The sequence below is a fragment of the Chryseobacterium fluminis genome (genome assembly GCF_026314945.1).
Classification (GTDB): domain Bacteria; phylum Bacteroidota; class Bacteroidia; order Flavobacteriales; family Weeksellaceae; genus Chryseobacterium; species Chryseobacterium fluminis.
Genome location: NZ_CP111121.1, coordinates 437608 through 453819 on the forward strand (window position 1 = coordinate 437608; position 16212 = coordinate 453819).

A 16212-nucleotide genomic window follows, 5' to 3' on the forward strand; every position below is an offset into this window, starting at 1 on the left:
AAGGTAAAAATGGATAACAGTAAAAAAACACTTTTTGACAAAGTCTGGGATGCCCATGTTGTAGAAACCATCCCGGATGGACCACAGATTATATATATCGACCGACACCTGATCCATGAAGTAACAAGTCCACAGGCATTTGCTGAGCTGGAAACCAGGAATCTCGAAATATTCAGGCCCCGGCAGATTGTGGCGACAGCAGATCATAATGTACCGACGCTGGATCAGGATAAACCGATACGCGATGACTCTTCACGGAATCAGGTGGAGCAGTTAACGCAAAACTGCAGGAAAAATAATATTGAATTGTACGGACTAGGGCACCCGTACCAGGGAATTGTGCACATTATCGCCCCGGAATTAGGCTTTACGCAGCCCGGAATGAGCATTGTCTGTGGCGACAGTCATACTTCCACACACGGCGCTTTTGGTTCTATCGCATTCGGAATCGGCACCAGCCAGGTAGCGCAGGTCTTTGCAAGTCAGTGCCTGTTGCTGAATAAACCTAAATCCATGAGAGTGAATGTCAACGGGAAACTCAATAAAAACGTCCAGCCCAAAGATGTGATTCTCTATATTATTTCAAAAATAGGAACCGACAGCGGAACAGGGTATTTCTGTGAGTATGCCGGAAATGTTTTTGAAGAAATGTCTATGGAAGGGCGGATGACCGTCTGCAATATGAGCATTGAAATGGGCGCGCGGGGCGGAATGATCGCGCCTGATGATACAACCTTAGACTACGTAAAGGGCAGACCTTTTGCTCCTGAGGGAGAAGAATGGGAAGAAAAATCAGCCTACTGGAAAACTCTGAAAACTGATGAAGGAGCCAGGTTTGATGCCGAATACAATTTTGATGCTTCAGACATTTACCCGATGATTACCTATGGAACCAATCCGGGGATGGGAATTTCCATTCATCAGAAGATTCCGGTGCCTCAGAATGAATCTGAAGAGAAAGCTTTGAAATATATGGGCCTGACGGCCGGACAGGCACTCTCCGATATCAAAGTCAATCACGTGTTTATCGGAAGCTGTACCAATGCAAGGATCGAAGATTTCCGGTCTGCAGCGGATTACATCAGGGGGAAAAGGAAGTCGGCGCATGTTCAGGCACTTATTGTTCCTGGATCTCAACAGGTGGTGAGACAAATCTTAGAGGAAGGTCTGGATAAGATCTTTAACGAAGCCGGTTTTCAGATAAGGCAGCCGGGATGCTCTGCCTGTCTGGCCATGAACGATGATAAAATTCCCGATGGTGAATATTGTGTCTCGACCTCCAACAGAAATTTTGAAGGAAGACAGGGGCAGGGAGCGAGAACGATCCTGGCAAGTCCTCTCACGGCTGCAAAAGTTGCCGTCGAAGGCAGGATTTCAATATTTGAAAATTTAAATTAAGCGAAGTAAAACGATTTGATTGAAATAAAATGCAGAAATTAGTGGTAATACAATCCCGGGCGGTTCCTCTGCCGGTAGAAAATATAGATACGGATCAGATTATTCCGGCAAGATTTTTAAAAAGCATTGACAAAAAAGGTTTTGGAAATAACCTCTTCAGAGACTGGAGGTATCATGTACACACCCAGGAGCCCAATGCTGATTTCGTCCTCAATAAACCGGAATACAGTGGAGAAATTCTCGTTGCAGGAAATAATTTCGGCTGTGGGAGCAGTCGCGAACATGCAGCATGGGCTTTGACGGATTACGGCTTCAAGGTAGTGATATCCAGTTTTTTTGCAGATATTTTCAAAGGGAATGCCCTGAATAACGGATTATTACCCGTGAAAGTCTCTGAGATATTCTTAAAAGAAATATTGGAGGGCATAACAGAAAATCCGGAAAGTGAAATAATGATTGACGTAGAACAGCAGAGCGTCACTTTCGGTGGTAAGACGGAAAACTTTGAAATTGATTCGTATAAAAAAATATGCCTGCTGAATGGTTATGATGATATCGACTTTTTAATCAGCAGGAAACAGGCGATAAAAGAATTTGAACTAAAAACACAAAAACAGTATGAGCAAAAATTTTAAAATAGCAGTGCTTCCTGGCGACGGAATCGGTCCGGAGGTAATCGGGGAAAGCATGAAGGTCTTAGACGCTATCAGTGAAGTTTTTCACTGCACATTCGAATTTAAATATGGACTTGTGGGTGCTGATGCGATCTTTAAAACAGGAAATCCGCTGCCTGATGAAACGCTGGAACTCTGTAAAGAATCTGACGCAGTACTTTTCGGAGCCATCGGGGATCCTTCTTTTGATAATAACCCCGATGCAAAGGTGCGACCGGAGCAGGGCCTTTTAAAGCTCAGAAAAGAACTGGGGCTTTTTGCCAATATCCGGCCTTTGAAAACGTATGCTTCACTAATGGATAAAAGTCCGTTAAAACATGAAATCATGAACGGGACTGATATTCAGATTTTCAGGGAGCTGGTAAGCGGAATTTATTTTGGAGAAAAGTACACCGATGAAGAAGGACAGTACGCCTATGATGTCTGTAAGTACAGTCGCGAAGAAATTGCCCCTATTGTGCATATGGCGTTTAAGGAGGCACAAAAGCGCAGAAAAAGACTGACCCTAATTGATAAAGCCAATGTGTTGGATACCTCGCGGTTATGGAGGAAGGTGAGTAAAGAAATTGCTGCAGAATATCCTGATGTTGAGCTTGATTTTATGTTCGTGGATAATGCAGCCATGCAGTTGATTTTAAATCCCAAACAATTTGATGTTATTGTAACCGAAAATATGTTTGGTGATATTATTTCAGATGAAGCGAGTGTGATCGGAGGTTCAATAGGATTGCTCCCTTCTGCTTCCATCGGGAATGAAAATGCGATGTTTGAACCTATTCACGGCTCTTATCCTCAGGCCAAAGGAAAGGGAATTGCCAACCCTATAGCATCTATTCTGAGTACGGCCATGATGCTTGACTATCTGGGACTGGATGAGGCGGCTTCCAAATTGAGAAGTTCTGTAGAATTTGCAATTGACAATAAGTATGTTACGATAGATCTGAATGCTCAGCAGCCGTATTCTACAGGTGAGGTAGGGAGTTTTATTGCGGATCATATTAAATTTTCTGAAAAGTCATATTACAATTTTGAAAACGTAAAGATCGGAAAATCTACAATTGTTTAAATCACGGTCAATTGTGCTTCGCAGGTTCAAATTAATAATTAGAGTTCTTAAATTACTGGCGAAGCGGATTGACCTTACTGTTATTATTTACCTATTTTTAGGTAAAAGGTTCCGTCTCTACTGAGACAGAACCTTTTACTTATTCATTAATATCATCGGTTTTTCCCGATTTATTGTTCTCTGATGATTTTTCTACATCCTCTTTATCGATATCAGGCGGATTTGTTTTATCTGATGAGGCAGGGATGTTCTGGAAATCCTGATTCTGTTTTTTGGTTTCTGCCGAATTTGCAGATTCTTTGTTTTTGTCTTTTTCGTTAGAGTCCATCGCTTTATTTTTTAAAGTCCTAAAATACCCAGCTTACCGGTCTGGTCTTCTATACTGTAGTTCAAAGCCTTTGCCAAAACGAAAATATTATTGAGATTTTCCATTAATTGCTTATGGCCTTCATCTCGTAATTTGTTTTGATCAATAGATTTAAGGGCCGTTTCTTTAGCCTTCTGAGTAACGTTTTTTATATCTTTTTCAGAAATCCTGTTGATAAAAGAATCATCCATCGACTGGATTTCAACGCTAGGTGTAATTCTTATATCAGCATTGGGCAGTTCCGTGATCACCAGTTTTTTATTGACAGAATCCACCTTGATTTTCATTTTATTTAAATCATAAGACACCTGTGCGTTGGTCTTGGTATAGGTGATGATACTGTTACTCGTCACTTCCTTTCCGAAAAATTCATAACCCATTTTAGTCTTCTGCATCGCAGAGGTATTCTGCTCGAGAACGACCATTTTATTCATTTTCGAGATCTGATTGGTCAGAATATAATAATCTGATTTTTCAGTTTTCTTGCTGGGATTGAGGCATGATTTTAACCCTAGAAACAGAAGTAGCATAATCGCTGCTCCTGCAATAAACGGGATGATGATTCTATAATTTTTCAAATCTACTTATTAAATATTTCTTTGATCACAGATTGGTCATCTTTCTTTAAGATGTTCACCAGATCTCTTTCAATATATCCTGAAACAGGCATTTCTATGATCCTTCCAATTTCCTTGCCATATTTCTGAACAATGATCGTAGGTACTTTGTGAATGTTATATCTTCCTTCCTCGCCACCCGGAGCTTCCTTTTTGCGGTTCACGGCAATAATGGTCAGTTTGCTATCGGGATATTTTACCTCTTCCAGGATCTTCATCAGTCTCGGAAAATCCCTGTGACTGTCTTCACACCAGGTTCCCATAAAAACGGTAATCGAATAAGAGTTTATCTTTTGCTTTTTAAGTTCACCGATTGCTTTCTGGTCAAGGACATATTCGTCGTGCTCCTTTACATACCAATCCGCATAAGGTGCTTTTAAAAACTGTTCTTTCAGTTGGTTTCCCAGAAGCATTTTACCGTCGTTCGCTGTTTCGACTTCCCGGTTTACTACGACTTTCTGGGCGTGGAACTGTTGAGTAGTTAAAAACAATCCTGAAATGACGGTGATATTTGTGATCAGTTTTCTCATGTTATTTTTCGATAATTTGCTTTAAATCGGCAGGAGAGTAGTATTTATTTTTCAGCACTTTATGATCTGCTTTTCGGTAGACATTATACTTTTCTCCGGACTTTTCATAAAAAGATTCCACTTCTTTAGCCTTGTAGAATTCAACGGTTTCCTGTGCCTGTTCTTCGTTATCACAAGCTTTGGACATATTGGAACGCTGAACTTCGTTGAACAACTCTACAAATTTGCTGCCAAGGCCGAATTCCAGGACCGCACCGCTCAGTACATACTGTAAATCACAGAGAGCATCAGCAATTTCTACGATATCATGATCTGCGATGGCCTGTTTTAGTTCGTTTAACTCTTCCTGTAAAAGATCAACTCTGAGAGCGCATCTTTCCGGGGAAGGGATCTGTGGGGTATCTAAAATCGGGGCTTTAAAAGTGGTGTGGAATTCTGCTACCTGGTTCAGACTGTCAATTTTATCCATGAATATTTTTTATTTAAGGCAAATATAAAAATTCGGTTTTAGATATAGGGAATCGGGGTGTGGGTTTTTACTTAATTATTTTTACAGACGATATGGTACTGTGAGTAGAGGGCAGTGAGTATTTGTCTGCCGGAAACTAATAAATAATTACTGATGTAAGCCGCACATTTTTATTTGGAGCTTTATCCCGCTTTCCGTTGCAATTCCTCATTGCGCGGCTGCGCTCCGCTCCGCCGCTCCACTGCGGGATTTTCTCTGCAATCGGGGCTAGGGCTGCTGTGATTGTTGGAAACACATAAACCTCATAGGTTTTTAAAACCTATGAGGTTTAAATAATATAAATCTTTCAGGAAGAGGCATCTGAAATTTGAATAAACCTGACGGGTTTTCGAAAACCCGTCAGGTTTGTGCCTCAAAACTTGTTTGAAGCCGGTAAATTTTTAAAATTTACCCATAAAAAAGACTGCCCGTTTCCGGACAGCCTCTAATCCCGTGTTTAAATTCGAGAGAAGTATTAGTTTTTAATAAATCTTTTGCTGACTTCTCCGATCTGAATCATGTAGGCACCTTTGATAAGATTGCTTACGTTCACAGATCCTCTTTGAAGATTTCCTGAATCAATTAACTTTCCACCCATATCGAAGATTCTGTATTCTTCCGAGGTGGTGTTTGAAATATTCAGAACATTCTGTACCGGATTGGGATATAATTTAATATCGGTGATCAGTTCTTTCGTTCCGGAAAGATCTCCGCGTCCTGAAGAGACAATATTCAGTGTATAATCTTCAACCTGTCCGTAGGTGTATGTTCCGCAGGAGGAGGAAGGAACAGAACTATACTGCATCATGACTCTCATTCTGGTGCTGCCCAATGCTGCTGTAGCCGGAATGGTGATAGATCCCGTGGCCGGACTGGTCGTAGATCCTGTTTTAGACCATGCCAATTCTCCGCTGTCTGTAAAATCGCCATCTCCGTTATAATCGATATAAACAGCATAAGCTTCACTGTATACGGTGGATGTCCAGGCCGGAGTCACAGAAATTGCATACGATGTACCTCTGTTTACGCTGGTAGAAACGGAGGTGAAATTCTCGTAGCCCGCAGTACTTGTCGAGGTATTGTTGATGGTTCCGAACTTGACATTTCCGATTCTTTCATCTGCTGTATTGTTTGCCGATGCTGAACAATAGGAAACAGAACTTCCTGCCAGCGTTGTTACGCTTACGGCATTGCTTGAAGTAGATGGGTTTCCAGCTGCATCTTTAGCTTTTACCGTGAAACTGTAGGTCGTAGAGGGAGTTAAACCTGTTACAGTATAGGTAGTGGAAGCTGTGGAGCCGGATAAATTTCCGTTTAAATAAATTTCATATCCTGTAACCCCGACATTGTCCGTTGCTCCTGACCAGGAAAGATTTGTGCTTGTAGAAGTAGTGCCTGAAGCTGCAAGTACAGGTGCTGTCGGAGCAGTGGTATCTGATCCTCCTGATCCTGCATTTACAGTAATATTTGCGTTATTGACATCAAAGAAAATATGATTGGAGCCCTTTACCATAATTCTGCCGGTTGTCGTGGTAACATTCGGGACGGTAACAGTCTGTGTTCCGTCGTTGGGAGTACCGGCAAGAAGGGTAGTCCAGGTAGTACCTGAGTTGGCAGACCACAGGATGTCTACGTTCGCTGCGTTTACACCGTTGGCTGTAGTTCCTGCTACGTTCCAGGTCACGGTCTGAGAACTTCCTCCGGCATACGTGATTGCTGAATTCTGAGAACTTACACTGAATGGCCCCGCGGTACCGTTAACGGTAATAACTGCATCGTCAGAATTATTTCCTGAACCTCCGGCTCTGTTATCACGAACAGTAAATCTGAAATTATAGGTTCTTGCCACATTGGAAAGCGCTTCAACTGTAATTTCTGAACCTGCCGTTGTTGTAGCTCCTGTCAGAATGGAAGCCATTCTCGGGAAATATCTCACAGGCGTCGTCTGTGGTGTCCATGATCTGAAAGTAGGTCCTGTGGCTTTCGTGGCACTTGCGGCTGAGCTTGCGCCCGTCTGGGAAGAGGATGCGTTATCCATCTGCTCCCAGATATACGTTAAAGAATCTCCGTTGGCATCGGTTCCTGATCCTGTAAGCATGAACGGTGTGCCTTTAGGAATGGTGTAATCAGCACCTGCGTTGGCGGTTGGAATTGAGTTTCCGGTGCCTGTGCTTACCGGACAGGTTTTGTTCTTGATATTATTAGTAATCTGCTGTATACTGACTGCATGGAAGAAGGAATCCGAATGCGGCTGGATATCCTGACCTGTGATTCCTGCATACCCCATGATTGTAGATCCTGAGCCCGGCTCCATATTCACCCCTGTGCCTTCATTGGTATGGGAAAATGTATGATTTCCGCCAAACTGATGCCCCATTTCATGCGCAACATAGTCAATATCAAAATTGTCTCCCGAAGGAATAGCATCTGCCGGAGAGGTATATCCGCTGCCTTTTGAGCCGTTGGTGCAGACACAGCCGATACATCCTGCATTTCCTCCGCCTCCGGAGGCTCCGAATAAGTGTCCGATATCATAGTTGGCTTCACCGATAACCGATGTTAAAGTAGACTGCAACTGTGAATTCCAGCTGTTCATTCCCGAAGCAGCAGAATAAGGATCTGTGGAAGCACTCGTATAAATAACCGCATCATTATTGGAAATTAAAACCATTCTGGCGGCAAAGTCCTTTTCAAAAACGCCGTTTACACGGGTCATGGTATTGTTCATTGCTGCCAAAGCATTGGCTTTTGTTCCCCCGAAATATGCGGTATACTCTCCGGTGCAGGAAAGGGCAAGCCTGAACGTTCTCAATTGGGCATCATCCGCATTCGGTCTTGCAGCAACATTGGTATTGACGGTTCCTTTCTGGGCAACATCGATCACGGTACATTCAAATGTATTAAGATCGTCTTTTTTGTCTGATTTTCGGTAAACGACATACGTCGAAAGATCTTTTGTATAGGGTTCAATAAAGACAGCAGACTTATCACCGTAAATTTCCATCGAAGAGAGTCCCAGCGGTGAAATACTGAAATAGACTGTAGAATTGGAATCCTCAAGTCCTTCTCCCACGTAAGATCTAATGTCCGGATATTTTGCAGCAAGGGCAGGATCAAAGTTTGAATTTTCCCTTACTTTAAAATTTTCCATTCTTCCTTCTGAATTCGGAAAGGAAATAATGATTTCCGATTTTTCTCCCGCGGCCAATCTTTTAGGAGCTTTTGCCAAAGCGTTTTTCAACCCGTTGATGTCGAGACTGTAAATCCTCGGGTTATTGATGTTAGCCTTGTTTTCAATAATTTCTGATGATTTTCCGGAGCTTACTGTCCAGAGACGATCTGTCTGCGCAAAAGAAATGCCTGATAAAAACAGCATTCCAATCAACGATAATTGTTTTTTCATATAAATATCATTTTGATTATGGAATATCAAATCTAATAAAAATTATGTGATGAAAAACAAAAAATTTTAAGGAAAATTTAGAATTTAGTTTAAATAATTATGCGATACATTGAATATGCTTTAAATTGTATCGTCTTGAAAAAGAAAACAGCATCCGCAAAATACGGATGCTGTTCACTTATTGATGAAATAATTCTAAATTTCCTACAGTTATTTTGTGATGTCTCTGCCGATCACAAGTCTCTGGATTTCTGACGTCCCTTCACCGATGGTACACAATTTAGAATCTCTGTAATATTTTTCAGCTGGAAAATCTTTCGTATATCCATATCCTCCGAAAATCTGAACTGCATTATTGGCAATTCTTACGCAGGCTTCGGATGCATATAGCTTTGCCATAGCGCCTTCTTTGGTCATTTTCTGCTTCGCATTTTTCAGTGTAGAGGCTCGCTGGATCAGTAATTCTGCTGCATCGATCTCGGTGGCCATATCTGCCAGCATAAAATTGATTGCCTGGAATTCTGAAATCGATTTTCCGAACTGCTTTCTTTCTTTAGCATATTTTAAAGCAGCTTTATAAGCCCCTCTTGCGGTACCTAAACTCAAAGCAGCGATCGAGATTCTGCCGCCATCCAGAATTTTCATAGCCTGTTTAAATCCTTCTCCTACTTCTCCCAGTCTGTTGGCATCCGGTACACGGACATTATCAAAAATTAATTCTGCTGTTTCGGAAGCTCTCATTCCCAGTTTATTTTCCTTTTTACCTGAAGTAAAACCAGGCATTCCTTTTTCCAGTACAAAAGCGGTTGAATTATTTTTAGCGCCGATTTCTCCTGTTCTGGTCATTACCACAGCAATATCTCCTGAAATAGCGTGGGTAATGAAGTTTTTAGCTCCATTAATGATCCATTCGTCGCCATCTTTTACGGCAGTTGTAGACATTCCTCCTGAGTCAGAACCTGTATTGTGTTCCGTAAGTCCCCATGCCCCGATTACCTTACCGGAAGCTAACTGAGGGAGCCATCGGTGTCTTTGCTCTTCATTTCCGAACTCGTAAATATGGTTGGTGCAGAGTGAATTGTGTGCCGCTACAGAAAGCCCGATTGACGGATCAACCTGGGAGATCTCGTCTAATATCGTAACATACTCATGATAACCCAGACCAGAACCGCCATATTGTTCAGGAATAACGATTCCCATGAACCCCATCTCTCCCAACTCATGGAATAAGTCTTTAGGGAAAGTCTGGCTTTCGTCCCATTCCATAATGTTCGGTCTAATATTTTTCTCAGCAAATTCTTTTGCTGTTTCCGCTATCATTTTAATGTTGTCAATAGTCTCTGTATTCATATAGATAAATAGTTAGTTCCCAAAGATAAATAAATTGACCGAACACCCAAAAAAATTATTTTCCACGCCGTAAGAACTGTACAAAACTTTCATATTCAATTTTTTATATCAGGATATTTAATGATTTTTTAATAAATTTTATGGAACTTTGATCTGATGAATTGACTATTTTAGTGTCCCAATTTTTAAAGCATGAAAAAACTTCTACTTCCTGTAATATTAATTTCATCCGTTATCTCTGCTCAGGTTCCGGCCGGATATTATGACGGTACCGCCGGATTATCAGGCTATGCGTTGAAATCTAAATTACATGATATTATTTCAGCAAAAAATATTTCCCGGCATTATGGTGACCTGACCAACTATTATAATCAGACAGATCTGGATCTGTATTACGATCATGATGCTACAAATACGAGTATATTACTGGATGTCTATTCGGAAATTCCGACGGGACCCGATGCTTATGAATATACAACGGCTGATATTATCGGTAGTGCAGGAGGAGAAGGCCTGGGATGGAACAGAGAACACATGATGCCTCAAAGTACATTTTACAGCAATTACCCGATGTATTCTGACCTGTTCTATGTAATTCCTACGGATGCGAAAATTAACCAGTTAAGAAGCAATTTTCCTTACGGAATAACAGGTTCTGATATTTATTATACGTTTACCAATTCTTCCAGGATCGGGAATTCTGCCATTCCGGGGTCGGTTTATACGGGAAGGGTTTATGAGCCTGTGAATGAATTCAAAGGGGATATCGCAAGAAGTCTGCTGTATTTTGCGGTGAGATATGAGGGGAAGTTGGGAACGTTTAATTATAATAACAATACAATCCCTGCTTCCGACTCCAATCCACTGGACGGAACGGAAGAACGGGCTTTTGATCCGGCCTATATCGCGATGCTTATTCAGTGGCATCAGCAGGATCCGGTATCTGCGAGAGAAGTCGACAGAAATAATGCCGTTTTCAGTATACAGAAAAACAGAAATCCTTTCATTGACCATCCTGCCTGGGTCAATGCAATTTGGGGACAGACGGCAGATGCAGTTGCACCGCAGGCACCCGCGAATTTAGCGGTAACGCAGAACAGTGCCTATTTTATGACACTCAGCTGGACTCCCAGCCCAAGTACGGATGTTCTGGGTTATAAAATATATCAGAACGGAACTTTAATAGGTTCAACAAAAGAGAACTTTATAAGCATTGATCATCTGACTCCTTCTACTGCTTACAGCTTTACCGTAAGAGCATATGATGCAGGCTACCTGTTATCTCCGGACAGCAATACCGTTACAACAGCTACTCTGGCAACAGATATGTATGCCAGGGACCTGTTTGTTTCAAAATACCTGGAAGGGACTTCCAACAATAAAGCTCTGGAAATCACGAATAAGACAGGACATGCTGTCAATTTAAATGATTACAGGTTGTCGGTTCAGCTTCCGGGCGCAAGCAACTATTATTTCCCGGCACCATATGAACTCGAAGGGACGGTGCAGAATAATGAAACCTTCGTTATTGTAAATCCGGATGCCGTATTTTCATGTTATCCCGTTGATCAGGCTAGATTTGTCACAGCAGCGCCCCAAATGACTTTCTCAGGAAGTCAGTATATCGAACTAAGATATAAATCTTTAACATTAGATGCCATCGGGATCCCGGGGCAATCCAATTCTTCAACGCTGGCCAATATTTCTCTGTACAGAAAGACTGGCGTTAATCAGCCCGCAGCAACCTTTAATTTGGCGGAATGGGATGCTTATGCAAGTAATTATTGTCAGAATTTAGGTTTCCTTTCGTCTTCAGATGCTGTTTATGCGAAGGGTGATGAGGTAAACATTTATCCAAATCCTGCTGGTGAAGCGATTTATGTAAGCGGAAAATTTGAAGATATAAAGAATGCCCGGATTTTAGATTTTTCGGGAAAAGTAATTTTAAATAAAAATTCACCATTTAAAAAAAGCAAATATCTTCCTGTACAGAATCTGACCGCCGGTTACTATATCCTGAAACTCGACAATAAAGTTTTTAAGTTTATCAAAAGATAAATACGGTGCGAGTGTAAGATTTTTAAGCTCTTACGTAAATGGTAGGCTAATGTAAGTGGCACAAAATAGCATAGTTATCTTCTGATTGATATAAGCATATTGGCCAATACGCAATATCTATGTGAGTTTACAATTCTATGTTTTATTTATAAGTAATTATGCTTATATTTGCAAAATGATAGCGGTCATTACCGGAGATATTATAAATTCACAACATGCAGATACGGAAGTTTGGATGACCAGGCTTAAAAATCTTCTCGGAATTTGGGGAAGCGCTCCTCATACATGGGAAATCTACAGAGGCGACGAATTTCAGTTCAAATGTAGTATCGATGAGGTTTTCTGGCGTTTCTTAGCCATAAAATCATTACTTAGGAGCCAGGAAAATCTGGACGTAAGAATGGCCATCGGCATTGGTGAAGAAAATTTTTCATCCGAAAGAATTACGGAATCCAACGGAACTGCATATGTACATTCCGGCAGGCTTCTGAATGACCTCCAAAATGACGGACATACGGTCGCGATCAAAACTTCCAACAATTCTGTAGACAGAGATCTCAACATTTTACTGAAATGGTCATCCAAAGATTTTGATAGCTGGACGGTGGCAACTTCGGAAATCATTCATGAAATGATCATGAATAAAGATATCACACAGGAAGATCTTGCCAAAAAATTTGCCATCTCACAGTCATCCGTAAGCCAGAGACTTAAACGCGCAAACTATGATCTTATCGTAGAAACCAATCAGTATTTCCGAAAAAAAATCTCAGAACTGTAAGCATGATTTTTATTAAACTCATATTGGCACATTTACTTGGAGACTTTATTCTCCAGCCAAATTCATGGGTTGCAGAGAAAGAAAGCAAAAAACTGAAGAGCGGATATCTGTATCTTCATGTTTTGATTCATACTGCCTTAAGTTTTATTTTCATCGGGGATGTAGAGCTTTGGTGGGTTGCTGTTCTGGTAGGAATTTTACATTATATGATCGATGCTGCAAAATTAAGTTTTCAGACCATTAAAAATAAAAAGAACTGGTTCTTTATCGATCAGACGCTGCACCTTTTAGTGATTACAGGAGTTTCCTATTATTTCAAAGAATTCAGTTTAGAGTTCTTTAAAAATCAGGAAAGTTTAAAAATAATCATGGCAGCTCTGTTTCTGACGACCCCTGCATCCATCTTTATTAAGATATTATTGTCTTCATGGACTCCGGCTCCTGAAACTCCGGGGAATCTGCAGACCGAATCTTTATCAAGCGCCGGAAAATATATCGGCATTTTAGAACGTTTACTGGTATTCACTTTTATTCTGGTGAATCACTGGGAGGGCGTGGGTTTTATGGTAGCTGCAAAATCTGTTTTCAGGTTCAGTGACCTCGCCCAGGCCAAACAGAGAAAATTAACGGAGTATGTACTCATCGGTACACTTCTGAGCTTTGGAATGGCTGTTTTAACAGGAATTTTAATTAAATAATAAAAATAAATCTAGTAAGAAATGGAAAAGAAAGAAATGTTGTACGAAGGTAAGGCAAAACAGGTATTTGCTACCGATAATCCTGATCAGGTAGTCGTACGTTTTAAAGACGACGCTACAGCATTTAATGCTCAAAAAAGAGGGTCTGTCGATCTTAAAGGTGAGATGAACAATGCCATCACCACCTTAATTTTTGAATATTTAAATGAAAAAGGGATTAAGACTCATTTCATTAAACAATTGAACGAAAGAGAGCAATTGGTAAAGAAAGTATCCATCATTCCTCTGGAAATGGTGGTAAGAAACTATTCCGCCGGAAGTATGGCTCAAAGATTAGGAGTAGAAGAAGGCATCAAATCGCCGGTGACGATTTTCGATATCTGCTACAAAAAAGACGAATTGGGAGATCCGCTTATCAATGATCACCATGCTGTCTTTTTAGGGGCGGCAACGTATGAGGAACTTGATGAGATGTATGAACTTACTTCCGATATTAATGAGATCCTGATCGATCTTTTTGATAAAATGAATATCATCCTGGTTGACTTCAAAATTGAATTAGGAAAAACTTCTGACGGGGAGATCATCCTGGCAGACGAAATTTCTCCTGACACCTGCAGACTCTGGGATAAAGATACCATGAAGAAATTAGATAAAGACAGATTCAGAAGAGACCTCGGAGAGGTAACTGAAGCCTATGTTGAAATCTATAACAGACTGAAAACTGTACTTAAGAAGTAAGTTTGGGAAGTTAGAAGTTAGATATTAGAAGTTAGTATGAAATCGCACCGGATAGAACATCTTAAAGTTTGGAGTAAATCGATGGCTTTGGTAAAAGAAGTTTATCTGGTTACCTCAGAATTGCCAGATGAAGAAAAATTTGGTTTAATTTCTCAGATGAGAAGATGTGCTGTTTCAATACCATCAAATATTGCAGAAGGAGCAGGAAGAAATAATAAAAATGAATTTACCAGTTTCTTGGAATTGCGTTTGGATTAACCTACGAATTGCAGACTCAGCTACAGCTGTTAATAGATTTAAATTTTATTTCGGACACAACATCGTTCCTTTAAAAACACTTTTAACTGAGATACAGAAAATGATTTATTCATTGAAGACACGTTTAAAATTATAATTGAAGTTAACTTAGACTGATTTCTGACATCTAATATCTAACTTCTAATTTAGAAAAAATAGAAATGAAAAGTTTAGACATTCATAAAAGTGAATATTTAAAACAGTTTGAAACCCAAACCTACGGAAGAAATCTTTTCAGAACGCAGGAAGAAGAAAGACTGGATGCTCCGAATGAGGAGTGCGGAATCTTCGGAATGTATTCCGATAATGATCTCGATACGTTTTCTCTTTCTCAGTTTGGGCTTTTTGCTTTACAGCACAGAGGTCAGGAGGCTTGTGGGATTTCCGTTTTAAAAGATGGGAAAATCACCAATATGAAAGATGAAGGATTGGTTTTAGATGTTTACAAAGAGATCCAGGATCCGGAAACTTTCATGGGAAATTCTGCGATCGGGCACACCCGTTATACAACAGCGGGAGACAAAAAGAAGTATAATTTCCAGCCATTTTTCGCGAAAAACGAATATGACCAGATTATTCTTTCTATTGCTCACAACGGTAACTTGACCAATGCCAGAGAATTAAAAATGGAACTGGAAGCTGAAGGTGTTGTTTTCAGGGCAACTTCGGATTCTGAGGTGATCTTAAGATTAATCCAGAAAAATCTTGATCTGGGTCTTCGTGGAGCGATAAAAGCAACCATGGAGAAGATTGAAGGTGCTTATTCCGTGGTCGGTATGACAAGAAATAAATTCTTTGCTTTCAGAGATTTCAATGGTATCAGACCTTTGGTCTTAGGAGCCATTAACGAAAATTCTTATGTGGTAGCTTCTGAATCTGTAGCTTTAGATGCCGTAGGCGCTCAGTATGTGCGTGATATTTTACCGGGAGAGATCATTTATACCAATGAGAATGAACCGGGAAGGCTCCATTCGATTATGGTAGATGAAGAAAAGGCAAAACAGAGAATCTGTTCTTTCGAGTATATCTATTTTGCAAGACCGGATTCTTCGTTGGAAAATATCAATGTTTACGAAATCAGAGAGAAATCGGGAGAGAAAATCTGGGAACAGGCTCCTGTGGAAGCGGATGTGGTTATCGGGGTTCCTGACTCGGGAGTTCCTGCTGCTATTGGTTTTTCTAAAGCATCAGGCATCCCTTTCCGCCCGGTTCTGATCAAAAACAGATATATCGGGAGAAGTTTCATCGTCCCGACTCAGGAAATGAGAGAAAGGGTAGTGAACCTGAAACTGAATCCTATTATTTCCGAAATCAAAGGGAAGAGGGTAGTCATTATCGATGATTCCATTGTCCGGGGAACGACATCCAAAAGACTGGTAAAGATCCTTAAAGATGCCGGGGTGAAAGAAATTCACTTCCGAAGTGTTTCACCACCTATTATTGCACCGTGCTATTTGGGAATTGATACCCCGTCCAAAGACGACTTAATTTCAGCAAATATGTCTACTGAGCAGCTCAGGGACTATTTGGGAGTAGACTCTCTGGAGTTTTTGAGTACGGAAAACTTAAAGGTTATTTTAGGTTCTTCTAATCACTGTTTCGGATGTTTTACAGAACAATATCCGGTAGAAAAAGGAGAAGAGATAGAATTATTCCGTTAGGATTTTCTGTCATATAAAACGAAAGGTCGGATTTAGCTTTTAAATCCGACCTTTTCATATTGA

15 protein-coding genes are annotated in these 16212 nt (G+C 40.6%); 9 read left to right on the plus strand and 6 right to left on the minus strand.

Annotation, left to right across the window (positions count from 1 at the left end):
* Positions 1 to 9 precede the first annotated feature (9 nt).
* From leuC to leuB, 3 genes are read left to right on the plus strand one after another with little or no spacing between them, the layout of a single operon-like run.
* A complete protein-coding gene (gene leuC, locus ODZ84_RS01990; RefSeq protein WP_266175338.1) occupies positions 10 to 1398 on the plus strand; it encodes a 3-isopropylmalate dehydratase large subunit in 1389 nt (462 codons plus the stop codon).
* Between the two features lie 29 nt (positions 1399 to 1427).
* Positions 1428 to 2033, plus strand: coding sequence for a 3-isopropylmalate dehydratase small subunit (gene leuD, locus ODZ84_RS01995; protein ID WP_266175339.1), 606 nt, complete (start codon positions 1428 to 1430; stop codon positions 2031 to 2033).
* On the plus strand, positions 2017 to 3138 hold the full coding sequence (gene leuB / locus ODZ84_RS02000; protein WP_266175340.1) for a 3-isopropylmalate dehydrogenase: 1122 nt from the start codon (positions 2017 to 2019) through the stop codon (positions 3136 to 3138). Before leuD ends, leuB begins: the two co-directional genes overlap by 17 nt.
* Before the next feature lie 139 nt (positions 3139 to 3277).
* On the opposite strand, the gene ODZ84_RS02005 is transcribed toward leuB, so the two are convergent.
* The 6 genes from ODZ84_RS02005 to ODZ84_RS02030 all read right to left on the minus strand — a co-directional run bounded on the left by ODZ84_RS02005 (position 3278) and on the right by ODZ84_RS02030 (position 9913).
* Positions 3278 to 3466, minus strand: a complete 189-nt coding sequence (locus ODZ84_RS02005) for a hypothetical protein (protein WP_266175341.1) — start codon at positions 3464 to 3466, stop codon at positions 3278 to 3280.
* A gap of 11 nt (positions 3467 to 3477) precedes the next feature.
* Positions 3478 to 4083, minus strand: coding sequence for a DUF4230 domain-containing protein (locus ODZ84_RS02010; protein WP_266175342.1), 606 nt, complete (start codon positions 4081 to 4083; stop codon positions 3478 to 3480).
* 2 nt (positions 4084 to 4085) lie between these two features.
* Positions 4086 to 4652 carry a TlpA family protein disulfide reductase gene (locus tag ODZ84_RS02015; RefSeq protein WP_266175343.1) on the minus strand — a complete coding sequence of 189 codons (567 nt, stop codon included), beginning with the start codon at positions 4650 to 4652 and terminating at the stop codon, positions 4086 to 4088.
* Between the two features lies 1 nt (position 4653).
* Positions 4654 to 5121: a nucleoside triphosphate pyrophosphohydrolase family protein gene (locus ODZ84_RS02020; RefSeq protein ID WP_266175344.1), complete on the minus strand. Its 468-nt coding sequence runs from the start codon at positions 5119 to 5121 to the stop codon at positions 4654 to 4656.
* Between the two features lie 514 nt (positions 5122 to 5635).
* Positions 5636 to 8563 carry a reprolysin-like metallopeptidase gene (locus tag ODZ84_RS02025; RefSeq protein WP_266175345.1) on the minus strand — a complete coding sequence of 976 codons (2928 nt, stop codon included), beginning with the start codon at positions 8561 to 8563 and terminating at the stop codon, positions 5636 to 5638.
* 210 nt (positions 8564 to 8773) lie between these two features.
* The gene (locus ODZ84_RS02030) at positions 8774 to 9913 is read right to left on the minus strand and encodes an acyl-CoA dehydrogenase family protein (RefSeq protein ID WP_266175346.1); all 1140 of its coding nucleotides are present in this window, start codon (positions 9911 to 9913) and stop codon (positions 8774 to 8776) included.
* A gap of 192 nt (positions 9914 to 10105) precedes the next feature.
* Here ODZ84_RS02030 and ODZ84_RS02035 point away from each other — a divergent pair, with 192 nt between their 5' ends.
* The 6 genes from ODZ84_RS02035 (at position 10106) to purF (ending at position 16149) form a co-directional block, all read left to right on the plus strand.
* Entirely contained in the window at positions 10106 to 11971 is a 1866-nt protein-coding gene (locus ODZ84_RS02035) for an endonuclease (protein ID WP_266175347.1), read from the plus strand.
* A gap of 175 nt (positions 11972 to 12146) precedes the next feature.
* Entirely contained in the window at positions 12147 to 12752 is a 606-nt protein-coding gene (locus tag ODZ84_RS02040; RefSeq protein ID WP_266175348.1) for a SatD family protein, read from the plus strand.
* Positions 12753 to 12754: 2 nt separating this feature from the next.
* Positions 12755 to 13450: a DUF3307 domain-containing protein gene (locus ODZ84_RS02045; RefSeq protein ID WP_266175349.1), complete on the plus strand. Its 696-nt coding sequence runs from the start codon at positions 12755 to 12757 to the stop codon at positions 13448 to 13450.
* Positions 13451 to 13471: 21 nt separating this feature from the next.
* The gene (gene purC, locus ODZ84_RS02050) at positions 13472 to 14191 is read left to right on the plus strand and encodes a phosphoribosylaminoimidazolesuccinocarboxamide synthase (protein WP_266175350.1); all 720 of its coding nucleotides are present in this window, start codon (positions 13472 to 13474) and stop codon (positions 14189 to 14191) included.
* Positions 14192 to 14278: 87 nt separating this feature from the next.
* Positions 14279 to 14449 (plus strand): four helix bundle protein, encoded by a 171-nt coding sequence (locus tag ODZ84_RS23565; RefSeq protein ID WP_408612369.1) that lies wholly within the window; start codon positions 14279 to 14281, stop codon positions 14447 to 14449.
* A 200-nt stretch (positions 14450 to 14649) separates the two neighbouring features.
* Positions 14650 to 16149: an amidophosphoribosyltransferase gene (purF, locus tag ODZ84_RS02060; RefSeq protein WP_266175351.1), complete on the plus strand. Its 1500-nt coding sequence runs from the start codon at positions 14650 to 14652 to the stop codon at positions 16147 to 16149.
* The last annotated feature ends 63 nt before the right edge of the window (positions 16150 to 16212 follow it).